We start from the raw sequence: 22,482 nt of genomic DNA, 5'->3' as shown, positions 1-22,482 counted from the left end.
TATCAACATATTTACAATTCACGAAGATTATGGCAAATTTGAGATTTGATGCTGTAGAAGAGGCTTTCCACAAGAAACCCGTCGAGGTGGCCACTCCCAAGGACCGTCCGTCCGAGTATTTCGGAAAGCTGGTGTTCAACCGTGCCAAGATGTTCAAGTACCTGCCCGCCGATGTATATCGCAAGCTGGTAGATGTGATGGACAACGGCGCCCAGCTCGACCGCTCCATAGCCGACGCTGTGGCTGCGGGCATGAAGCAATGGGCCGAGGAGAACGGCGTGACCCACTACACTCACTGGTTCCAGCCCCTGACCGAGGGAACGGCCGAAAAGCACGATGCCTTTGTCGAACACGACGGCAAGGGAGGTATGATAGAAGAGTTTTCAGGCAAGTTACTCGTCCAGCAGGAACCCGACGCCTCAAGTTTCCCATCAGGAGGAATACGCAACACGTTTGAGGCACGCGGCTATTCGGCTTGGGACCCCACATCGCCCGTGTTCATCATCGACGACACCCTCTGTATACCCACCATCTTCATCTCCTATACCGGCGAGTCGCTCGACTACAAGGCGCCGTTGCTCCGCACGTTGCGCGCAGTAGGAGAGGCTGCCACCGGAGTGGCACAGTACTTCTACCCCGGTGTCAAGAAGGTGCAGGCCAACCTGGGTTGGGAGCAGGAATACTTCCTCGTAGACGAAGGACTCTACTTCGCGCGTCCCGACCTGATGCTTACCGGCCGTACCCTTATGGGTCACGACTCTGCTAAGAACCAGCAGATGGACGACCACTACTTCGGTACCATCCCTGAGCGCGTTCAGGCCTTTATGAAGGACCTGGAAATCGAGGCTCTTGCCCTTGGCATCCCCTGCAAGACCCGTCACAACGAGGTTGCGCCCAACCAGTTTGAGCTGGCGCCCATCTTCGAGGAGTGCAACTTGGCTGTAGACCACAATATGCTTATCATGTCGGTCATGAAGAAGGTGGCGCGCCGCCACGGGTTCCGTGTGCTGCTCCACGAGAAGCCCTTTGCCGGCATCAATGGTTCGGGTAAGCACAACAACTGGAGCCTCTCGACCGACACGGGCGTGCTGCTCCACGCTCCGGGCAAGACTCCCGAGGACAATCTGCGCTTCGTGGTATTCATCGTCGAGACCCTCATGGGCGTGTACCGTCACAACGGACTGCTCAAAGCCTCTATCATGAGCGCCACCAATGCCCACCGACTCGGAGCCAATGAGGCGCCACCCGCCATCATCTCCAGCTTCCTGGGTCGACAGCTCACCGACCTGCTCGACCATATCGTCAAAGCCGACAAGGACGACCTCTTCTCGATGAAGGGCAAGCAGGGCATGAACCTCGATATCCCCGGCATCCCCGAGCTGCTCATCGACAACACCGACCGCAACCGCACCTCTCCCTTCGCCTTCACCGGCAACCGCTTCGAGTTCCGCGCGGTAGGTTCAGAGGCCAACTGCGCTTCGGCAATGATTGCCCTCAATGCCGCAGTGGCTGAGGCGCTCAACGACTTCAAGAGCCGCGTAGACGCACTCATCACCAAGGGCGAGGACAAGATAAGCGCCATCATCGACGTGGTTCGCGAAGACCTCAAGACCTGCCAGCCCATCCACTTCGATGGCAACGGCTACTCCGACGAGTGGGTTGAGGAAGCCAAGCGTCGTGGTCTCGACTGCGAGACATCATGTCCAGTCATCTTCGACCGCTATCTTGACGAGTCGAGCGTGAAGATGTTTGAGAGTCTCAACGTGATGAAGCGCGCCGAGCTTGAAGCCCGCAACGAGGTGAAATGGGAGACCTACACCAAGAAGATACAGATAGAGGCCCGCGTCATGGGCGACCTCACCATGAACCACATCATCCCCGTGGCCACCCACTACCAGAGCCAGCTGCTCAAGAATGTGACCAATATGTATGAGGTGTTCTCCAAGGAGGAGGCCGACGCACTCACCGCGCGCAACAAGAAACTCATCAAGGAGATAGCCGAGCGCACCCAGGCCATAGAGACCGGCGTGGAGGAACTCGTAGACGCCCGCAAGGTGGCCAACAAGATAGAGGACGAGCGCTCCAAGGCTGTGGCATACCACGACACCGTGGCGCCCAAGATGGAGGAGATACGCTACCAGATAGACAAGCTCGAGCTGGTGGTAAGCGACGAACTCTGGACACTGCCCAAGTATCGCGAGATGCTCTTTCTGAGATAACAGACGCTTGGGGCCACAGCGCCCCAAGTCTTTATAACAAAAAAGCGGACCAAGACAGGTTGGATAACCATCTTGGTCCGCTTTGTTTATTGACGCTGTCAGCCTATCGCTGCATGTAGGTCTTGTGGAATGAGGTCTTGCCGTCTTCCTCTATCACTTTGACGTCGAGCTTGTTGCCTTCGGCTTTGACCGAGACTATGGCTACATTGCTGTTGGTCAGTATGGGGAACTTCAGACGGGCATTGGGCTCGGTGTAGGCAAACTCGTGGAGGTGGCCGCAGAGCATCAGATCGACGTTGGCTTCGTTGAGCACGGGGATAAACTTCTCCCTGACCTCAATATCGCCATGCCAGGCTTCCTTGTCATAACGGGGAGGGATGTGGCCCAGCACTACATGGAAGGGGGCACGCTTGTATTCGTCTGAAGCGATGACCTGGCGCAGCCATTCCACCTGTTCGTTCCGGTAGTTGTCATAGTCGGTGATGCCGGCATACTCGATGTCGTTGTCGGGTTTGTCCTCGCCGGTGTCGAGGCAGATGAAGTACACGGGACCCTGACGGAAGGCGAAGTAGAGTTTGTCGTCGTTGGGGCGCACATAGCGCTGGAAGCGGTCGGCTATCTGTCCGCGGGTCTCGTGGTTGCCGCGTACATAGTAGAGAGGCTTCTCCGAGGCGAAGAGTTTGACGGCTTCGTCCATAAATCCGTTCCAGATCTTCTCTTCCTTGTCGAGGATTGACAGCATGTCGCCGTTGAAGAAGACGAGGTCCTTGTCCTTGTAGCCGGCATTGCCGAGCAGACGCGCCATCACGTCGCTCTTGCCGTGGATGTCGTTGACCACGACAAAGGAGGTGCTCGCCTTGCGCTCATCGAGTGTGGTAAACGCCAGCGGAGCCTTCTTGTAGACCACCGTGGCTGCCACGTTGCCGTAGATGACCCTGTTGGCCTGATGGCTCAACACCTCCTGTGCATAGATGCGGTAACGATAGGTGGTGCCGGGTTTGAGTCCCTTGAGGGTGACGGCATGGATGCGGTCGGTGCGCTTGATGCCGATGTGGGTGTCATAATACCGGGGACGCGCCTGGGCATAGAACTCTATGCCGTCGTTGGGCAGCAGTTCTACCCAAGCTACCGACATGCTGTCGGTGGTCCATACGATGGTGGCCTCGGTTTCGCCTACGCTCTGCAAGTAAGGCCCGTGCAGAATCGTGATGGCGAATGTCTGAGCCGGCAGCAGGGTGAGTGCTGCCAGCATCATCAGTGTTTTGATAGTTTTTCTCATGATTGATATAGTTGTTACTTCTTGTTCTTCAGTTCACGGCTGAACGAGTAGGGGGCGTCGTCGGCACTGGTGCCGCGCTGGAAGTTGGGCTTCTGGCTGAGGCTGAAGTCGATGTTGGCGCCGCCCATGAGTGTGGCGTGGTCTATGTAGTTGCGGGTGTAGTCGCTGCCGTTGATACGCATGCTGCTGATGTAGGGAGCGTCGGCACCGTTGCCATGGGCGTTGATGGTCACCTTGCGTCCGTTCTCCAGATTGAGCGTCACGCTGTCGAAGTAGGGCGTACCCAGCACGTACTGGTCGCTGGCAGGACATACGGGATAGAAGCCCAGAGCAGAGAATACGTACCATGCCGAGGTCTGTCCGTTGTCCTCGTCGCCACAGTAGCCGTCGGGGTTAGGCGTATAGAAGCGGTCCATCACCTCGCGCACGCGCTGCTGAGCCTTCCAGGGTTGGCCCGAGTAGTTGTAGAGATAGATCATGTGCTGGATGGGCTGGTTGCCGTGGGCGTAGTTGCCCATATTCATCACCTGCATCTCGCGTATCTCGTGGATGACAAAGCCGTAGTAGCTGTCGTCGAAGACGGGAGGTACGGTGAACACCGAGTCCATCATCTGGTTGAACGTGGCGTTGCCACCCATCAGGTCGATAAGTCCTTGCGGGTCGTGGAAGACGCTCCAGGTGTAGTGCCAGCTGTTGCCTTCGGTGAAGGCGTCACCCCACTTGAGCGGGTTGAAGGGTGCCTGGAACTCGCCGTTCTTCAACTTGCCGCGCATCAGACGGGTCTCGGGGTCGAATACCTTGCGGTAGTTCATGGCGCGCAGCTTGAATGGGCGCAGCTCCTTGTCCTTCTTGCCCAGTGCCTTGCCCATCTGGTAGATACACCAGTCGTCGTAGGCATACTCCAGGGTACGGGCCACATTCTCCTTGATGTTTACATCGTAGGGCACATAGCCCAGCTTGTTGTAGTATTCGTATCCGAGACGGCCGGTAGAGCTTATCTCTGGGTGAACTGCCTGGGTACCGTGTACCACAGCCTGCCACAGCGTCTCGGCGTCGGCAGTGCGCACTCCCTTGATGATGGCGTCGGCCACTACCGATGCCGAATTGTTGCCCACCATACAGCCGCGGTGGCCGGGCGACGCCCATTCGGGCAGGAAGCCGCTCTCGCGGTAAGCATTGGCGAGACCTTCCTGCATCTTGGCGTTCTCTGAGGGGTAGAGCAGATTGAGCAGCGGGAAGAGCGAACGGAAGGTGTCCCAGAAGCCGGTGTCGGTGTACATATAGCCCTTCTCTACCTTGCCGTTGTAGGGGCTGTAGTGCATGGGCTGGCCGTCTACCACCTCCCAGAAGGCGCGGGGGAAGAGCACCGAGCGGTACAGACAGCTGTAGAAGGTGCGCAGGTGGTCCAGACTCTGGTCTTTGACCTCGACGCGACCCAGCACCTCGTTCCAGCGCTGGCGTCCGGCCTTGCACACATCGTCGAACGAGCGGTTGCCAATCTCTCCGAGGTTGACTTCAGCCTGCTCGGCGCTGATGAATGATGATGCCACGCGGGCGTTGACCACCTCTCCCTTGCGGGTCTTGAAGCCTATGATGGCTCCGGCATGGTCGTTGGCAGTCTCGGCGATGCCGCGGCTGATTACGCCCTTGTCTACGGTGGCGGTATAGGTGAAGTCCTTGTCAAAGGTGATGACAAAGTAGTTGCGGAAGCCCTCGGGCACACCGCCGTGGTTGAAGGTGGTATAGCCCACTATCTTGCGCTCCTGGGGGAGTATCTTCACGTAAGAGCCGTTGTGGTAGGCGTCGACCACCACGAAGGCAGAGTCGGTCTCGGGGAATGTGAAGCGGAAGCTGGCGGCACGCTCGGTGGGTGCAATCTCTGTCACCACGTCGTAGTCGGCCAGATAGGCGCGATAGTAGTAGGGCAGTGCCTTCTCGGCCTTGTGGGAGAACCAGCTGGCGCGCTGCTCCTCGTCGAAGATCGCGCGTCCGGTGACGGGCATCAGCGAGAACATGCCGTAGTCATTGATCCACGGACTGGGCTGGTGGGTCTGCTTGAAGCCACGGATTTTGTTGGCTGAGTAGGTGTAGGTCCAGCCGTCGCCGTTCTTTCCGGTCTGAGGCACCCAGAAGTTCATGCCCCAAGGCATGGCTATCGCGGGATAGGTGTTGCCGGTAGATATCTCGTAGGACGATGCCGTGCCTACCAGCGTGCTTACATAATCTACGGGTTCGGTCTTGCTCCCGGCGTAGGCCATCATGGCCATACCTGCCGACAGCACTACTGTGCAAAGGGTTCTTAGCTTGTTCATTTTGTTTGGCTTGTTTGTATTGTTTCTTGTTATTGTTGTCTTCACCTTATGCTGATGAGGTCCGGCAGCTGGCGCTGTCGGAAAAATCATCTACAAAGTTACGCATAACCAATCATTTTGCAAAACAAATCGCATCATATTTGTTAAAAATATGTATGCGTGCGCATGTTATGGAAGCCATCTTCATCCCCATTTCTACCATTGCCGCCGCTATCGCATCCCCCGTTGCTGTCGCCCCGTCCTTTGCTATCCGCACCCCATTCCTCGCTACCCTCGCCGCCACCCTCGCAATCTGCGTCGCGATGGCCGAAAAGTTGTTTCGGCGGTGAGATATAGTCATTTCGGGCTTTGCCTTAATTGTATCGCGGCGTGCAATAGTCGTTTCGCACCACGAAATGACTCTTGATGTCATCTCGGGCATGATTGGCGCCCTCGGCGGCGTGGCGCCTGCTCCCTCTGTCCCGACAGCGATGGTGGGGAGAGTGGCTGAGGCAACTACGTATGCCGTATCGATGGTGGGGGATGGCAAAATGTAGCCCGCGGTGTGTAAAAAACCGGCAAAACGTAATGTGGTTTGCGTGGAAAATACTACTTTTGTAAATGGAAATCAAATCACTTAACACGACAAGACATGAAAAAACAAAAGAGATTTCTGCTCGAGGAAGACCAGATTCCCCGGCAGTGGTACAACATCCAGGCCGACATGCCCACCAAGCCGCTGCCGCCGCTCAACCCACAGACCCACCAGCCCATAGGTCCTGAAGACCTGGCTCATATATTCAGCGAAGAGTGTTCGCGCCAGGAGCTCGATACCGAGCACGCGTGGATAGACATCCCCGACGAGGTGAGAGACCTCTATGCCTACTATCGTTCGACACCTCTGGTGCGCGCGTATGCCCTGGAAAAGGCGCTCGACACGCCTGCTCACATCTATTTCAAGAATGAAAGTGCGTCGCCACTGGGCTCACACAAAATCAATTCGGCACTCGCACAGTGCTATTATTGCAAGCGAGAGGGCGTAACCAACGTCACCACCGAGACCGGAGCGGGCCAGTGGGGCGCCGCGCTGTCCTATGCCGCCAAGATATTTGGTCTCGAGGCTGCTGTCTACCAGGTCAAGATTACCATGAAGCAGAAGCCCTACCGCTCGATACTGATGCGCACCTTCGGAGCCACCGTCGAGGGCTCGCCATCGATGTCGACCCGCGCCGGCAAGGACATCATCACCCGCGATCCCCTCAATCCCGGTTCGCTCGGCTCTGCCATCTCCGAGGCTGTAGAGCTGGCCATGCAGACTCCGGGATGCAAGTACACGCTCGGTTCGGTACTCAACCACGTCTCACTGCACCAGACAGTGATAGGACTTGAGGCAGAAAAGCAGATGGAGATGGCCGAGGAATATCCCGACATGGTGATAGCCTGCTTCGGAGGAGGCAGCAACTTCGGCGGACTGGCTTTCCCCTTCATGCGCCATACCATCCTCGACGGCAAGAAGACCGAGTTTATCGCCGCCGAGCCATCGAGCTGTCCCAAGCTGACCAGGGGCAAGTTTGAATACGACTTCGGCGACGAGGCGGGATATACTCCGCTGCTGCCCATGTTCACCCTGGGCCACGACTTCAAGCCCGCCAACATCCATGCGGGCGGTCTGCGCTACCATGGAGCCGGAATGATCGTGTCGCAGCTCATCAAGGACGGCTATATGCACGGTGTAGACATCCCGCAGCTGGAGAGTTTCCAGGCGGGCATCCTCTTCTCGCGCACCGAGGGCATCGTGCCCGCGCCCGAGAGCTGTCATGCCATTGCCGCCACCGTGCGCGAGGCCCTCAAGTGTCGCGAGGCTGGCGAGCAGAAGACCATACTCTTCAACCTGAGTGGTCACGGACTCATCGACATGCCCTCGTACGACAGCTATCTCAACGGCGACCTGATGAACTACTCGCTCTCTGACGAGGAACTGCAGCAGTATCTCGCCCAGGTGCCCAAAATCATGTAGTCAACACGACAAGCATAGAAATGAAAAGGCCGAAGCAGGAGACACAGTGGGTCTCGGGCTTCGGCCTTGTCGTATCTATGCCGGCGGTGATGCCGGCTGGTATCAGCGGGTTACTTGGCTACGCGTATCTCGTGGTTGCCGGCACGCAGCCAGACGGCAGTCTTGCCCGCCTTGGCCCACTGGGCGTCGGTCACGATGCGGTCGGTGCGCAGAGCGCGGCCGTCGATGGTGATGCGGTCAGTGGCGGTCGAGGGAATGTAGACCAGCGCCTCGGTCTTGGCAGGCACGCCCACCGACATGGTGAGCTGGGTTTTGTCGCGCTTGAAAGCGGTAGAGACGGTGCCGCTCAGGGTGGGGAAGGAGAGGCTCGCCTCGCCGAAGGTGACATACTGCGGGTCTATCTTGAAGCGTCGCCAGCAGGGGTCGATGGTCTCGGCGCCCATGAGCTTCTGGGCTATCACGATGAGACCGCCACCGCTCCAGGCGTGGTTGGACGAGCCGCCGCGGAAGCCCCTCTTGCGGGCATCCCAGAACTCCCACAGCGTGGGGTAGTCCTTGTCGTTGACCATGGGGGCGATGCGCTTCTTCAGGCGGCGCATGGCGTAGTCGCCCTGGCCCATCTGGAAGAGGGCCTCCATGACATAGCGTTCCATATAGGGGCTGGCGTATTCCTGCGTCTTGAGTACATTGAATATCTCGCCATACTTGGACTCGTCGGCGATGCCCGAGATGACGGCAAGAGCCTGTACGCGGTCATCGGTAGCGCCCATATACTGGGGATGGCGGTAGCTGTAGCCGTTCCAACAGTGGTTGTAACCCTTCTTGATCTGCTCCATAGTGGCGCGATACTGGGCTGCGTCGGCGTCGAGACCCATCATGTCGGCCATACGTGCCATCGCGTCGAGTGCCATGTAATGCCAGCCGGCGAAGATGAGCCTGATGTCGCGGTTGTCGCCCCAGTCGCCCCACAGCCAAGTGGCCTTGTAGGCAGCTGTAAGCCCGGTGGAGTCGAGCGGGAAGCGCTCAAGGTATCGGCGCACGGCAGGATAGACCTTGCGGATGGTGGCAGAATCGCCCGTATTCATATAGTAATTCCAGAAACCATAGAGTCCTACGGCTGCCAGCATCTGTCCAGGCAGCTCACTCTTGTAGGTACCGGGCACAGGGGCGTGGAGTATTCCCTCATCGGTCTGCCAGGCAGCCAGTTCGAGCATGCCCTTGCGCATCAGGTCTATCGACGAGAGCGACAGCGTGTAGAAAGCCTGGCTGGTAAGTATCACCTCGTCGCCCCACCACTGTGCGCGCTCGCGCTCGGGACAGTCAAAATAGGTGTCGCGCATATTGACATAGAGCGTATTGAGGGCTTTCTGCCAGAAGCGGTTATAGAAATCGTTGTCAGAGTGGAAAGTACCCACCACCTCGGTATCATAACCCGTCTGGCGGTAGCTTACGCCGTTGACCTTGATGCCCTTGGGGAGATAGAGGATAATCTTCTCGCCGTTCATCCATCCCAGCGACTCGTACTGCTGCTGTCCCTGTCGCGTCACGTACTGTGCTCTGACATTCCAGGCGCCCGCCATGTGGGAGTGGTTGGTCCAGATGTCTATGGTGTCGCCGCCCTGGGTGGCGGTGAGGTCTATCACGGGTGTCACCTGCAGGTTGCCGGGGAGGAAGGCGATGACGGTGTCGCGACGGGCACCCTCGTGGAGCTCGAAGCGGGCAGCCTTGACGCCGAAGTCCTTGAACATGGGTATCGGACGGCGTGTCATCTTGCCCCATGGGCGGTCGCCCCAGGCTCCAATCTCGACCGAGGGCGTGAAGCCGTACTTGGCAGAGACGTCGGCAGTCTGCCATCCGTCGATGGCATGGCGTGCGTCGTAGCTGATGTTGCTCTCGGAGAGTCGGAAGTTGGGCATCTCGCCTGTGGCTGTGTCATAGGCGGGATGGATGCGGCTCATCCAGCTGGCGTTGGTACACAGCTCGGCATTATCGGAGTCGATGTAGAGGCCTGACTTGCCGCTGTCCTCATGGGAAAAGCCCGAGCGGCCGAAGTAACATACAAGGACAGCCACGCGGTTGTGACCTCGCTGGAGGTGGCGGCCCAAGTCGATCTCGTCGTAGTAGCCCTCGCCGGGAGCGGGACCACGCTTGAGCGAGCCTTCGAAGACCACGAGGTTGCCGTTGACCCACAGCCAGTACTTGGAGTCGCAGGCTATGCGTGCTTTCAGGCTCCGCGGCTTGGTCTTCATCACCACATCCTTCTGGAAGGCTATCCATGTATTGGGGCGGTTGACACTGTCATCGGCAGCCGTTATCCACGACGCCTTGGCTCCCCATGCCGTGGAGGCACAGAGACTTAAGAGTAAAGAGATGATAAGGTTTCGCATATCTATTGTTTGTTGGTATTATGCTACAAATATACAAAAAAACGGGTAGTGGTAAAAGGAAAAGCCGCTCTTTTTGCTCTATCACAGGGAAAAAAGCGTCTGACGGGCGTCGGAATGACAGAAAAAGTGGTGTGGCTGCCTCTGTTAGCGCGAAAAAGCGTACTTTTGTCAGCGATAGATGATTATGAATTCTGAAGATAGCTGATATGAAGTCTCTGTTACGGTTTCTGCGCAACTGGACACTGCCTGTGTCCATCGCCTCGGGCATCGCGATATATCTGGTCTTTGCCCTGGTGCCAGCCCTCAACGGCGCGGCGCGGGTGTGTGGTCCCATTTGCGATCGCATCCTACCACTGTTTATGTTCTTGATACTCTTTGTCACCTTCTGCAAGGTAGACTTCCGCCGACTGATACCCGTGAGGTGGATGTTGTGGGTGGGCGTGGTTCAGGTGCTCTTTGTGGCGCTGCTTACGCTGCTGGTGGTGGAATACAGGCTCAAAGACAACAGTCTGATCATCGTCGAGGCCATCATCACCTGCATCATAGCCCCCGTGGCTGCTGCCGCGCCGGTGGTGACGGCCAAGTTGGGCGGCAAACTGGAGCAGATGACCACCTATACCTTCATCTCCAACTTCATCACGGCGCTGCTCATCCCGGTATGTTTCCCGCTGATCGACAAGGCTGCCAATGTGAGTTTTCTCACCGCCTTTCTGACCATCCTGCACGAGGTGTGCATGGTGCTGGTGCTGCCCATGTTGTTGGCGTATATCGTGAAGCATGGCATGAAGCGGCTGCACCGGTGGGTGGTGAGCATCAACGACCTGTCGTACTACATGTGGGGTGGCTCGCTGCTCATCGTCTCGGGCACCACGGCCAAGAACATCGCACACGCTGACACCTCGCTGACCTTCCTGCTCATCATCGCGCTGCTGGGGCTTGTCCTCTGTGTCATCCAGTTTGCCGTGGGCAGATTTATAGGTCACTACTTTGGTGCCACCACTGAGTCGGGGCAGGCTCTGGGCCAGAAGAACACCGCCTTTGCCATCTGGATAGCCTATACCTACCTCAACCCGCTGTCGTCGATAGGTCCCGGCTGTTATATCCTGTGGCAGAACATCATCAACTCGGTAGAGATATGGCTCTGCCGGCGCAGGCTGGGGCACGAACTGCACACCTGACGCCCGCAGCCGGTATCAAAACAATATCCGCAAAGCCGGATGTGGGCATTGCGGATAGAGAGAGGGCGCTGTCATCCATCAGGGATGGCAGCGCCCTACTTATTATATAAGGTATAGGGCTGATAGTCTGAGCCGTAGAGCTGCTTGTATCAGCCGTGGGTCTACTTGCCGAAGTAGGCGCTGGTGGCGCCGTTGTACTTGAGATGCTTGTAGCCGGCGGGTTCGACGCGCACGGTCGACTTCTTGACCTTCTCCCATACCTGGGCGTCGGTGAGTCCCTTGCCGTAGGTGTGTACCTCGATGGTCACGCCGTCGCCATACTCCTTGCGCAGCGCCTGGATGTACTCTGTGGCGGCGGTACAATCGGCGGTGATGACTACCTTGTCGGCCTGATGCTCTACGATGACCTGTACAGGATTGGTAGTGCCAAACTCATACTCGGTACCCTTGATATAGACCTTGGTGTCAATCTTCAGATCCCAGGTGCGGATGGCGAAGTCGTCCTGCTCTGCCACGTTCTCCTTGGCGAGAGGAATCTCGACGACAACCTTCTTGGCAGCCTCGTCGCGCACATGGATAGAGGTCTTGATTTCGCTCCAGTCCTTGTGGGCTTGCTGGTGGATGTCTACCTCCACGTTGCCGTCGCCGGTGGCGGGCACGGTGTTGTCATCCTTCTTGTCGGTGAGGTCCTTGTTCTCCTCCTTGATGTCGCCGCCCACGCCGGGGATAGCCGAGAGGTCCTTGTTGGTCTTCTTGGTCAGCACACCGTCCACGTGCCAGCTATCTTTCTGCTTCTTCACCATGTACCAGATGACGTAGAGGTCTTCGATATCTATGTCCTTGAGCTTCAGTTTGGGGTTCAGGTTGGCCTTGATGATGCTCTTGAGCTGCGGTTGTTCGACTATAGCGTCGAGGGTGGCCTTTCCCTTGCTGTCGTAGACGTATTTGTCGTAGTCGTCATTTCTGGAATAGTAGGCGTAGTCGGCGTCTATATATCCCTTGTTGTATGGCAACCAGACAGTGTTGCCGAATACGTCCTGGGGGAAATAGTCGCCCGACTTGCAGTCCTCGGCGCCGGCGATGCGGTTGTCTAAACGGATGAAGAAATAGGCACCCTTCTTGTTCACCTTGGCAGCCGCAGCACGGGTGGCAGCGGTCTTGTTGCCCTGGATGTACACTTGGGTAGAGGGTTCGGTCTTGGTCTGACTGCCCTGGCCTCCTGTTCCCTGGCCGGAAGTGGAGTCGTCGCTGCAGGAAATCATGGCGATTGCAGCGATAGCCATAAACAATACTTTTTTCATATTAGTTGATTTTGAATAGTTAGTAATGGTTATCAAGATGTCGTCGGCGTCTGCCTGCTCACACAGGCAGGCGCCAACGGCAGTTATTTGTTTGTCTTTGATCGCGTCTCGGATGGTATAGACGGCTGGCGGCTACTTGCTGAAGTAGGCGCTGGTGGCGCCGTTGTACTTCAAGAACTTGTAGCCGCTGGGCTCGACGCGCACGGTGGCCTTCTTGAGTTTCTCCCATAGCTGGGCGTCGGTGAGTCCCTTGCCGTAGGTGTGAACCTCAACGGTCACGCCGTCGCCATACTCCTTGCGCAGCATCTGGATGTACTCTGTAGCGGCTGTGCAGTCTGCAGTAATGACCACCTTGGTAGCCTGATGCTCAATGGTTACCTTCACAGGATTTGTGGTACCAAACTCGTACTCGTTGCCATTGATATAGACTTTGGCGTCAATCTTCAGGTCCCAGGTGCGGATGGCGAAGTCGTCCTGCTCAGCCACGTTCTCCTTGGCGAGAGGGATCTCGACGATAACCTTCTTGGCGGCTTCGTCGCGGACATGGATAGAGGTCTTGATTTCACTCCAGTCCTTGTGGGCCTGCTGGTGTATGTCTACCTCCACATTGCCGTTGCCCGTAGGGAGCACGGTGCTCTCGTCTCTCTTGTCCTCGAGGTCCTTGTTCTCATTCTTGATGTCCTCACCGATACCGGGTATGTCGGTCACGTCCTTGACGTCCTGGTCGGTGAGCACTCCGTCGACGTGCCACAGGTAGTCTACGTTCTGGTACTTGACAATATACCACAGCACGTGGAGCTTCTTGAGGTCAACGCCTTTGAAGTTAATCTTGCCCTTGCTCTTGTCGGCTTTGATGAGGTCCTCTACAGTGGGCATCTTGTCAATGGCCTTCAGCGTAGCCACGCCCTTGGTGTCGAAGACATACCAGGGGTTCAAGCTGCTGTTATTCCAGCTGGGGTAGTACACGTCGACGGTACCCTCGTTGGCAGCGACCATGACGCTCTTACCTGTCTCGGTCTGGGGGAAGTACTCTTTGGAGTCGAAGTTACCGATGCCGGGGATACGGTTGTCTACGCGGATAAAGAAGTATGCTCGGTTGGTCGGGACCTCAGCTACGCGGGTGGCAGCCACCTTGCTGCCCTGGATGTACACTTCGGTAGCTGGCTCAGTCTTAGCTTGGCTGCCGCCTCCTGGCTCTACTCCTGGAGTGGAGTCATCGCTGCATGCCATCACGGTCATTGCGGCGAAAATCATGAATAATACTTTCTTCATAATTGTAATGATTTGAAATGTTTGTAAATGTTTGTTTGTTATATTTTTGATGATTATTCTCTTGTTGGGGTCAGTCGCGCCACGGATACCTCACGTGCTGACGGCTGTCGCGCGAGGCGTCGGGAGTGGTATAATATCCTTTCTCCGAGGCTTTGCCATCTACAAGTTCCTCGACATTGTTGGCACGGCGCTGCGAATGAACTTCCTCGTAGTCGGGTTGGTCAAAGGAAGGCGGTACCACGTTGACATCAAAGGTGAGTACAGCCATGCCGCGGGGGAGCACGTTGCCAAAGAGCCTGATGCAATGGCGGACGTAGCCGATGTTCTTGGTGGTGTCGAAGGAGAACTTGAGGGTGATGGAGTCATGAGGCGGAATGGCGTCGATGTCCTTGGGAGCGTCAATGCAACCACACGAGGGCTGGATATCGTCAATCAGGAACGGGTCGTCGCCCTCGTTGCGTACCACGTAGGTGAGGTCGAGCACCTCGCCAGACACCACGGGATAGTAGTGGCGTATGGAGTCGGACACGGTGATGTAGGTGGGCCGCACGCGCTTTGTGCATGCGGTCTCCATCACTGCTGCCATGCCTATTATGACCAGAGGCAGGAGTACTCGTGACGCCTTATATATATAATAATGTATATGCATCATTGTCTGTTGGTTATTTCTATTTCGTCGAGAGCCATCGTCTTGCGCCCTTCCGCTGCAGCGGTCTGCGTGATGATGACCTCGGTCTTGACTCCAGGCTGCAAGCCCGTAGCGCTGATGCTCACCCTGACGCGGCGGCTGTCGGTTGGTGAGGTTATGATGGCCTTGCCTTTCACCGCTCCGCCCTGCACGACCTCTATCGATGACGGCGCGAAGATGTGCCATTGTGGTGCGTGAAGCAGCGATACATGGAAAACGGCTGCTGATGGCAGACCCGATGATACCGAGAACCGCTGTACCGGTGCCGATGAAATCAGCCAACACAGATGATAGTCTGTGGCAAATCCCTGCTTGCCGTCGGTGAGGAGATGGGCATCGGCCTTGGGCTCGGCATCCATAGTGACGCCGCGGAGCAGATTGCCGGCGGTGTCGAGCCAAGGATAGCTCTCCTTCCATTGCTTGAGGTAAGCGTCGAGGTCGCCGTCGCTCTCACGGTAGTTAGCCATGTCTTCGAAAGCAGTATGATGCGCCAGCAGCGAGGTCATCGCATCTATCTGCTGATGGCTTGGCGCCTGCTGCTGACTGCGCATAATCTCCAGACGGGTGAAGGCAAGCGCCGTAAGCAGACGGTTGAGCTTGCTGCGTTCAGCCTCGTCGGCTTGCTTGGAAGCCCGGTCCATCGTGGAGAAGAACTCGCCAAACTGCTGGGCGTTGAGCCAAGTGTCGAGCGCCTCGTCGATGCCGCCGTAGAAGGGTAGAGTGGCGCGCTGAGCCTGTTGCTCTATCTTGCGATAGTAGTCGCCGAGCAACTGACCCGTCTTGGGATAAGCCGAGGCGAAGTAGCGGCTGGCGCAAGCCTCGATGTCGACATCGGGATTGATAAGCAGCTGTGCCAGCACATAGGTCTGCACATCGTCGAACGGCGCATAGTCGTATCCGCTGCCGTTGAGGAACACGCCCTTGACACCCAGGTCGCGGTAGAAGCGCAGTCTGCTCTGCATGTGGTGTAGACAGGGGTAGGGGGTGAGGTAGTCGTCGAAGTTGCGCATGTAGTCCCACACATAGACTCTGCCGCAGCACTGCTGCCAAGCCTTGATCTGCGCCTCGAGACCCTCGTGGCCCTTGGCCTGTGATGCTTCCGGCGCCATAGGCATGTCGATGGCGCTCACCATCACGCCCACGTTGTCGGGCAGACGGTGTGTGGGAGCCGTGCGGGTGGTCGAGTAGGCCGAGGTGAAGAACATCTGGTGCGGGAAGCGGCGCGCCAGCCGCTCGATGAGGGCTGTCACCGCCGGCGTAGCCGACTGCGGTGTGTTTCCTTTTGCCTTGCATGCGGCGCATTGGCACACCAGCCGATTGTCGTTGGGCACCACGGCAAAGCGGGTGGTCACCCCGTCGCTGCCGTCGCCATACTGGTCTACCACAAACTGCTCATAGGCATGGTAGAGTGCCTCCGACGAGAAGCAGAACTGCCCCGCGTCCCGCTTGCCATTGACCATAGCCGTCGCTTCAGCCGGTATACCGTCGGTAAATACCTTGCGCAGATTGTGTCCCCACAGTCCCCAGTCGAAGTCTACATTGCCCACACCCAGTATGGGCATCATGTCGGCATTGGTATTGGTGGGAGTATAGATGCTGCGATGCTCGAAGGCGAAGCTGCCTTTAGTGTCGCTCTTGCAGTCGACCACAGCGGGAGGCAGGTCGGCAGAGAGGAAGCGGCCGTCATCAGCCGACGCCGAGCTCATGAACTGGTATTGCAGCCAGAGCATCGCTTCGGTAGAGCGCGCCTTGAGTCTGATTTCGTGCGGAGCCACAGCCACCTCGTAGTCACTGTCCATGCTGCCGTCGAGGTCGACCACCAGCTGCAGCTGACTGTCGTCCTGCGCTTTTCCGGCGATGATGCAGTCGCGGTCGGTAGCCCGTTTCTGGAAGTGACTCTTCAGATAGGCAGCCCATTTGGCGTCGCCAGGGTCGCCGTCGTCGGCAGCCTTGACGGCATACTCGCTGTACTGGCTGAAGGGCTTGAGCTCTGTGCCCGAGCATGCAGCCAGCAGGGTGATAGGCAGGGCGAGCATCAGCGCGCACACTGCTGTGGCCATTGTCTTAGAAGCTGATGAGAACTTGTACATCTATGTTGAACAGGTTTTTGTATCTTGTATTGACGCCGTCGATGGGGCTCTCTTCGGTACCCGTGCGGGTGTTGGTCTGGGTGTAGTAGGTGAGCCAGGTGCCCAGCACGCCCAGCGTTACATTGCGGTGTATGCGGTACTGACCGCCCAGGCCCACCTGGGTGTTGAGTCTGCTGAAGGTGCCAGGCATCGCGTTGTCTATCATCGACGCTTCGGGCGCCGAGCCGATGCTCGCCAGTGCCTGTATGCACGACTTGCCGTCGTTGAGCATGAAGTACTTGCCTTGCAGCATCAGGTTGGCATACATCTTACTCTTCATGTTGTAGAGGTCCAGACGACCGTTGAGCCAGAAGAGGTCGATGGTCTTGCTGGCGCCGATGCCCAGGTTGAGCAGCAGATTGTGGGTGTCGTCCCAGTGGTCGAAGACCCATGCCGGCGAGTCCTCGCCCGTAGCCTGCCATCTGAACCGTTTCTCGTAGGAGTTGATGCGGCGGAAACCGGCATGCACCTCGCCTTCCCAGTCATGGGTGAAGTTGCGGGTGAGACGGGCGTTAGCCATGAGTTGGGGGAAGTACTTGTTGGCCAAGCCCACCGTAGCCGTTCCCGACCACAGGTCGTCAAACTGGTGTGTCCATTCGCCCACCAGCTGGATGCCCGTACCTCCGGGCTGCTGGTCGTCGCTCTTGGTGTCCTTGGCGGCACCCTCGCGGCCGGCGTAGTTGAAGCGCACGCCGACGGCGTCGGTATCGTCCAGCTTGCGTGTATACTCTATCGAAGCCACAGCCGTGATTACATCTTCTTCTCCATAGCGTCCTTGCAGGTATTCAAAGTTGAGTCCATTGCGGTAGCCGCGTGCCACGAGTCCGTCGAGATGGCGCCGGAACGAAGCCTCCTCGCCGTAGCCCGGACGGTAGTATTTCTGGTAGACATAAGCAGAGTCATACTCATGCTTAGCCTCGAAGATGAGACCCTTGGTGTAGAGTAGCAGACGGTTTTCGCTGTCATACTCTATCGCCTTGTTGATGACGGCCATAGCCGAGTCGTTCTGGTGACGGTCCAGGAGCGCCATGGCCCAGTCGCTGCTGTTGGTACTGTTGGCGCGTATCAGCAGCGAGTCGCCCATATACTCTGCCACCTTGGGCAGCAGGATGTCCTGAGAGTTGGAGTACTTGCGGTCGGTGGTGTAGAGCGCAGCCTGCTTGACCACATAGAAGTTGTCATTGGGATAGCGCTCGCGGCCCAGAGCCACCCAGCGGCGGTGCTCCTTCCAGCGCTTGAGCTGGGCAGAAGTGTTGACGGCATATTGCAGACCGTCTTCAGAGAGGGGGCATATCTCGAGCAGGCGCAGGCTCTGCGTATAGGCTTTGCCATAGGCGCCCAGCCGGATGAGGCGCTTGATGTGGGGCACGGCAGCTTCCTCGTAGGCGTTGACATACTGGGCGCGGGTGAGGGCGTCGTCTTCCTCTTCGCATTCCTTGGCAAGCAGTTCGAGAGCCGCCTCGGTGCGTCCGCTGCGGCTGAGGATGTCGGCGTGCTTGAGTATGGTGCTGGGCGCATCGGGGAACTGCGCCTGATAGTCGGCGAGCGCACGCTCGGCGGCAGTATAGCGGCGCAGCTCTACGTTGCAGGTCACCATGCGGTTGAAGGCAGCCTCGCGCACCTCCTTGTCGGTAGAGTGCTCTGCGGCAAACTCGAGCAGGGGGAGGGCTTCGCCGTAATCGCCATTGTTCATCATCTCCATGGCACGGGTGAGGCGCTCGCGCGCCAGCTCGTCAGCCACGTCCTTGTTGGCGGGGTTGCGCTGGTAGAGGCGACTGAGCAGGCTCGATGCAGCCTGGGCGTTGCCCATACGGCGGTTTACGATGTATGCCTTGTAGAGCAGGTCTTCGGTGTCGCCCTTGCGCTTGCGCTCGGCGGCGATATAGGTGAGGGCGTCGTCGTAGTAGCCGCGGGTGATGGCGGTATTGAGCAGATAGTCGAGCGACTCCTGGCTCTTGGTGCGCTCATAGACCTTGCCATAGAGGATATAGGGATCGCCCTTGGCGGCAGCGCGGGCGGCATCAGCCTGGAGCTGTCCGTAGAAGCTGCTGAGCTGTCCGCTGTGGTTGTGCTTCATGCAGCGTTCCACAAACGCCATCGCCTCGCCATAGCGGTTGTCTTCGGCCAGGATGCCAGCCTTCTTGATGATGAGGCGGTAACTGCCGGGCAGATTGCTCACGCCGCGGTCGGCCACGTCGATGGCTTCGCTGCGGCGACCCTGCTGCAGGAGCAGGTTGCAGAGCATCAGATAGTGCTCTTCCTTCTTGGGGTCGTTGTTGACCAGTTGCTGCAGCGACTCTATGGCGCCGTTCTTGTCGCCCGCCTTGCGGTCGGCGATGGCGCGCTGTTCGAGGCGATAGTTCAGGTCTTTCTTCAGCTGTGCGTCGTTGGGGTAGATATGGCAGAGGCGCTCCAGCAGACGGTCGGCCTCCACATCGTTCTTCTGCTTGCGGTAGAGGTTGATTTTGCGGCGCCAGAGTCCTTTCCAGTAGGGATGTATCTCGAGCAGCTCGTTGACGTAGCAGATGGCGCTCGAGTAGTTGCGTGTCTCTTCCTCGACATTGATGATGAGCTGCTTGGCCTCGACGTTGGCGTTGTTGTCACGCAGGGCGCGCACCAGATAGAAGCGGGCGTCGTCGTAGGACTTCTTGTGGTAGTAGTAGCGGCCGGCGAGCTCGTTGAGCGTCGACACGTCGGGGTAGCGCTTCAGACCTTCGTCGAGCAGACGCTTGCCGCCCTCCCAGTTGCCGCGCTTGAAGGCGGCGCGCACCGTGGTGTCGTAGTAGTCGGGCAGATGGATGTCCTTGGTCTTCACTATCGACTGTGCCTGCACCTGTGCAGGGGTGAACGTGAGTGCCGAGGCTGCCATCATCAGGGGCAGCGCCATGCCGCATATCTGTGGTTTATGTATTTTCATCATCATGACTTTGGTTTTGGTTCTTTATTCGGTGGTTTGGGTGGCTATATTGATGTCGGGGCCGGGGGAGTTGTCGGCCTGGCCCTGAGCGTTGCCGCTGTTGGGATTGTTGAAGCCCTTGCGCTGCATCTCGCCCCATACGATACGCTTACCCATGATAAACTTGAGGTAGCCGCGCAGCGAGAAGAGCATGATGAAGGGGTGGTAGAAGAAGGGCTCGAGCAGGGCAGCGAGCACGAGTCGCAGATAGCTCCAGCCGCGCATGCGGGTCTGCAGATAGTCGTAATAGATGACGACAAGCGAGAGCTGGAAGCAGAAGATATACATCATCAGGAAGATAATCCAGGCTGTGCCCCAGTTGACGCCGCCCGTGAAGGCGAGGTAGAGGAACGTGCAGAAACCTATCAGCTCGATGACGGGGGCGATGAATTCGAAGATGAAGAGGTAGGGCATCGTGATGAGACCCAGCTGACGGTATTTCTTCTTGAACATCATGCGGTAATACTTGGCAAATGTCTGTATCAGGCCGTGTCCCCATCTCACACGCTGGCGGTACAGCATGCGCAGGTTTGACGGACCTTCCGTCCAGCAGCAGGTCTGGGGTATCTGTATCACGCGGTAAGGCTTGTCGAAGTCGCAGCAGTAGCCTATCATGCGGGTAAGCATGTCCATGTCCTCTGCCAGCGAGTCGGCAGAGTAGCCACCGGCGTTGATGGCTATCTCGGTGTCAAACATACCGTAACCTCCCGATACGTTAGGCATGGCGTTGATGTGGCTCCAGCCCATCTTGCCTATCATGAACGAGCGCAGATACTCCAGTGTCTGGAACAGAGGGATGGGCGACCAGGGTATGCGGTACTTGATGAGCTCGCCGTTGACCACCTTGCAGGCATTGGAGATGTTCATCACGCCCGATACGGCTATCACGTTCCTTTCTTCCACCATAGGGCGCACGCACATACGGATAGCGTTCTTGGAGAGGATACAGTCTACGTCGGTATTGATGAAGTAGGGATAGTTGGCTACGTTCAGACCGGCGTTCACGGGGTCTGCCTTGGTACCACCGTTCTCCTTGTCCACCACGCGCAGTTTCTCATACTCCTTGCGGTTGGAGATAAACATACGCTTGAACGGTTTGGCGATGATGCGTTGCTTGTAGAGATAGGGCACTTCGACGAGATCAAACTCCTCAATCATCTTCTCCAGCGTGCGGTCCTTGCTACCGTCGTTGACGATGATGACCTCAAACTTGGGCCAGTCTTGCGAGAGCAGCGACTTCACGTTGTCCACGATGGTGTTTTCCTCGTTGTAGGCGGGAGCCACGATAGACACACCGGGGGTATAGGGCGAGTTGTCGAATATCTTCTTCACGTAGATATCGCTCAGGGAGTGGCGCGAGCGGCGCGTCTCTCTGAGCGACAGGGCCACCAGCATCACGTAGCTGAACATCAGCGCCATCGAGTAGAAGAAGACGAGATATCCGTAGGTGTATAATATAATCTCTTTCATCGTGCCAAATTCTTGATATAACTGTCAAACACTCTAACCTGCTTGAAGAGGATACTGTCGTCCTTGTCGGTACACTCTCTCTCCAGGCGTTCAAACTCTTCCATGCCCTTCTCGCCATACAGGCTGAGCGACATGATGATGTTGAGCTTGGTCGACTGGACCTTGGACTCGCTCCATGCTTTCAGGAAGAAGGGGATGGCGCGGCCCGTATTGAATGTCACCAGGGCGCGGAGGATAAACTGGCGCAGATGCTCGTTCTGATGGGCGTAGGCAGCCATGAGCAGCGGCTCTGCTGATACCAGATGGCCCTTGATGATACACTCTATGGTAGCCTGGCGTACCACCTGACTCTTGTGGGCCAGGTATTTCTTCATGTTGTCCACATCCTCGGCTGTGCCCCAGTAGCCCACCTCTCTGATCAGACAGGCTTGCAGCTTCTCGTTCTCACACTCGGCGATGATAGGGGGCAGCGAGGGCATCTCCTTGTTGGCTATATGGCGTGCTCTCATCAGGAAGTGTATCTCCAGAGCGTCCCATTCGCGCCAATCATAGTTGTGCAGCTCGCTCTCCATGAAGAATCTGAAGGGATTGTAGTCGCTCAGCCACAGATAGTACATACGTGTCTCCTTACGGATGACCTGGTTGACGGAGTTGAGCAGGCGCACCAGCACCGACTCGGGCAGGTCAATCATCATGAACTGGGAGATTTGCAGCGCGCGACGCCTGTTGGTGCGCGAGCCGAACACGAGCATACGCTCCATGAACTCTTCGATGGCGATGGCGTTGCAGAGGGTGCGCACGTTGCGGTAGTTGTACTCGTTGTAGTAGTCTGACTTGACCTGCACCAGCAGCATGCACAGCGCAAACATGTACTTGGGCTTCTTGCGGCGGGCTATGTCGCGGGTGGTGAGGCCTATGCGCTCGTCGATCTCGTTGCGGGTGAGTTTGTCCTTATTGAGTGTTATCTCGCAGAAGATGTCGTAGAAACGCTTGTAGTAGCGGTTGTAGATGCGGTTGCGTCGGCCCTCGAAATGCTTGTTGACACTGATAGAAATGGTAAAGACGACCATCGATATACAGCAGATGAGAATCATGAAGATGCTGACACGCACCACGAAGGGATAGTTGAAGAAACCATTGTACCACATGGTGAGCACATATCCCATATAGTCGATGGGGGAGAAGTCGCGGGTGCGCATACGGTCCATGATGCTGTCTGTAAAGACTTGCGGGCAGCACAATAAGGTCATAGACAGTGTAAGCACTATTCGCTTTATTGCTCTCATTTCAGTTGT

At 57.2% G+C, this 22,482-nt stretch carries 14 protein-coding genes; 4 read left to right on the top strand and 10 right to left on the bottom strand.

The window, feature by feature from the left end; genetic code table 11:
- Window positions 1–29 precede the first annotated feature (29 nt).
- A complete protein-coding gene (locus CIK87_RS10295; protein WP_094387094.1) occupies window positions 30–2,219 on the top strand; it encodes a glutamine synthetase III in 2,190 nt (729 codons plus the stop codon).
- 103 nt (window positions 2,220–2,322) lie between these two features.
- Here the strand turns inward: CIK87_RS10295 and CIK87_RS10290 are convergent, their stop codons facing one another.
- Together CIK87_RS10290 and CIK87_RS10285 are read right to left on the bottom strand one after the other, a co-directional pair.
- A complete protein-coding gene (locus CIK87_RS10290) occupies window positions 2,323–3,498 on the bottom strand; it encodes a metallophosphoesterase family protein (protein ID WP_094387093.1) in 1,176 nt (391 codons plus the stop codon).
- Between the two features lie 14 nt (window positions 3,499–3,512).
- Window positions 3,513–5,810, bottom strand: coding sequence for a GH92 family glycosyl hydrolase (locus CIK87_RS10285; protein ID WP_094387092.1), 2,298 nt, complete (start codon window positions 5,808–5,810; stop codon window positions 3,513–3,515).
- Window positions 5,811–6,205: 395 nt separating this feature from the next.
- Between CIK87_RS10285 and CIK87_RS14555 the strand changes: the two genes are divergently transcribed.
- Together CIK87_RS14555 and CIK87_RS10275 are read left to right on the top strand one after the other, a co-directional pair.
- Window positions 6,206–6,346: a hypothetical protein gene (locus CIK87_RS14555; RefSeq protein WP_216822758.1), complete on the top strand. Its 141-nt coding sequence runs from the start codon at window positions 6,206–6,208 to the stop codon at window positions 6,344–6,346.
- A 95-nt stretch (window positions 6,347–6,441) separates the two neighbouring features.
- Window positions 6,442–7,806 (top strand): TrpB-like pyridoxal phosphate-dependent enzyme, encoded by a 1,365-nt coding sequence (locus CIK87_RS10275; protein WP_094387090.1) that lies wholly within the window; start codon window positions 6,442–6,444, stop codon window positions 7,804–7,806.
- 110 nt (window positions 7,807–7,916) lie between these two features.
- On the opposite strand, the gene CIK87_RS10270 is transcribed toward CIK87_RS10275, so the two are convergent.
- The gene (locus tag CIK87_RS10270; RefSeq protein WP_094387089.1) at window positions 7,917–10,193 is read right to left on the bottom strand and encodes an alpha-L-rhamnosidase C-terminal domain-containing protein; all 2,277 of its coding nucleotides are present in this window, start codon (window positions 10,191–10,193) and stop codon (window positions 7,917–7,919) included.
- A gap of 206 nt (window positions 10,194–10,399) precedes the next feature.
- On the opposite strand from CIK87_RS10270, the gene CIK87_RS10265 reads away from it, so the two are divergent.
- Complete coding sequence (locus tag CIK87_RS10265) at window positions 10,400–11,371, top strand: transporter (RefSeq protein ID WP_094387088.1); 972 nt, start codon at window positions 10,400–10,402, stop codon at window positions 11,369–11,371.
- A 161-nt stretch (window positions 11,372–11,532) separates the two neighbouring features.
- Here CIK87_RS10265 and CIK87_RS10260 read toward each other — a convergent pair whose 3' ends face one another.
- The 7 genes from CIK87_RS10260 to CIK87_RS10230 form a co-directional block, all read right to left on the bottom strand.
- On the bottom strand, window positions 11,533–12,672 hold the full coding sequence (locus CIK87_RS10260) for a hypothetical protein (protein WP_144008183.1): 1,140 nt from the start codon (window positions 12,670–12,672) through the stop codon (window positions 11,533–11,535).
- Window positions 12,673–12,804: 132 nt separating this feature from the next.
- Window positions 12,805–13,944, bottom strand: a complete 1,140-nt coding sequence (locus tag CIK87_RS10255; RefSeq protein WP_094466948.1) for a hypothetical protein — start codon at window positions 13,942–13,944, stop codon at window positions 12,805–12,807.
- Window positions 13,945–14,014: 70 nt separating this feature from the next.
- Window positions 14,015–14,596 carry a DUF1573 domain-containing protein gene (locus CIK87_RS10250; RefSeq protein ID WP_254046547.1) on the bottom strand — a complete coding sequence of 194 codons (582 nt, stop codon included), beginning with the start codon at window positions 14,594–14,596 and terminating at the stop codon, window positions 14,015–14,017.
- A complete protein-coding gene (locus tag CIK87_RS10245; protein WP_158216240.1) occupies window positions 14,593–16,692 on the bottom strand; it encodes a DUF4838 domain-containing protein in 2,100 nt (699 codons plus the stop codon). Before CIK87_RS10245 ends, CIK87_RS10250 begins: the two co-directional genes overlap by 4 nt.
- Window positions 16,693–16,696: 4 nt before the next feature.
- Window positions 16,697–19,684, bottom strand: a complete 2,988-nt coding sequence (locus CIK87_RS10240; RefSeq protein ID WP_094387084.1) for a tetratricopeptide repeat protein — start codon at window positions 19,682–19,684, stop codon at window positions 16,697–16,699.
- 18 nt (window positions 19,685–19,702) lie between these two features.
- On the bottom strand, window positions 19,703–21,187 hold the full coding sequence (locus CIK87_RS10235) for a glycosyltransferase (protein WP_094387083.1): 1,485 nt from the start codon (window positions 21,185–21,187) through the stop codon (window positions 19,703–19,705).
- Window positions 21,184–22,473 (bottom strand): HEAT repeat domain-containing protein, encoded by a 1,290-nt coding sequence (locus tag CIK87_RS10230; protein WP_144008182.1) that lies wholly within the window; start codon window positions 22,471–22,473, stop codon window positions 21,184–21,186. Before CIK87_RS10230 ends, CIK87_RS10235 begins: the two co-directional genes overlap by 4 nt.
- Window positions 22,474–22,482: the final 9 nt, after the last annotated feature.

Source organism: Prevotella sp. P5-64, assembly GCF_002251285.1.
In the GTDB taxonomy this organism is placed as follows: Bacteria; Bacteroidota; Bacteroidia; order Bacteroidales; family Bacteroidaceae; genus Prevotella.
This window is presented reverse-complemented; position numbering and strand designations above follow the sequence as displayed.

Coding starts and splice junctions, on each gene's coding strand:
- CIK87_RS10295 (WP_094387094.1), top strand. CDS start 30: ATGGCAAATTTGAGATTTGATGCTGTAGAAGAGGCTTTCCACAAGAAA.
- CIK87_RS10290 (WP_094387093.1), bottom strand. CDS start 3,498: ATGAGAAAAACTATCAAAACACTGATGATGCTGGCAGCACTCACCCTG.
- CIK87_RS10285 (WP_094387092.1), bottom strand. CDS start 5,810: ATGAACAAGCTAAGAACCCTTTGCACAGTAGTGCTGTCGGCAGGTATG.
- CIK87_RS14555 (WP_216822758.1), top strand. CDS start 6,206: ATGACTCTTGATGTCATCTCGGGCATGATTGGCGCCCTCGGCGGCGTG.
- CIK87_RS10275 (WP_094387090.1), top strand. CDS start 6,442: ATGAAAAAACAAAAGAGATTTCTGCTCGAGGAAGACCAGATTCCCCGG.
- CIK87_RS10270 (WP_094387089.1), bottom strand. CDS start 10,193: ATGCGAAACCTTATCATCTCTTTACTCTTAAGTCTCTGTGCCTCCACG.
- CIK87_RS10265 (WP_094387088.1), top strand. CDS start 10,400: ATGAAGTCTCTGTTACGGTTTCTGCGCAACTGGACACTGCCTGTGTCC.
- CIK87_RS10260 (WP_144008183.1), bottom strand. CDS start 12,672: ATGAAAAAAGTATTGTTTATGGCTATCGCTGCAATCGCCATGATTTCC.
- CIK87_RS10255 (WP_094466948.1), bottom strand. CDS start 13,944: ATGAAGAAAGTATTATTCATGATTTTCGCCGCAATGACCGTGATGGCA.
- CIK87_RS10250 (WP_254046547.1), bottom strand. CDS start 14,596: ATGATGCATATACATTATTATATATATAAGGCGTCACGAGTACTCCTG.
- CIK87_RS10245 (WP_158216240.1), bottom strand. CDS start 16,692: ATGGCCACAGCAGTGTGCGCGCTGATGCTCGCCCTGCCTATCACCCTG.
- CIK87_RS10240 (WP_094387084.1), bottom strand. CDS start 19,684: ATGATGATGAAAATACATAAACCACAGATATGCGGCATGGCGCTGCCC.
- CIK87_RS10235 (WP_094387083.1), bottom strand. CDS start 21,187: ATGAAAGAGATTATATTATACACCTACGGATATCTCGTCTTCTTCTAC.
- CIK87_RS10230 (WP_144008182.1), bottom strand. CDS start 22,473: ATGAGAGCAATAAAGCGAATAGTGCTTACACTGTCTATGACCTTATTG.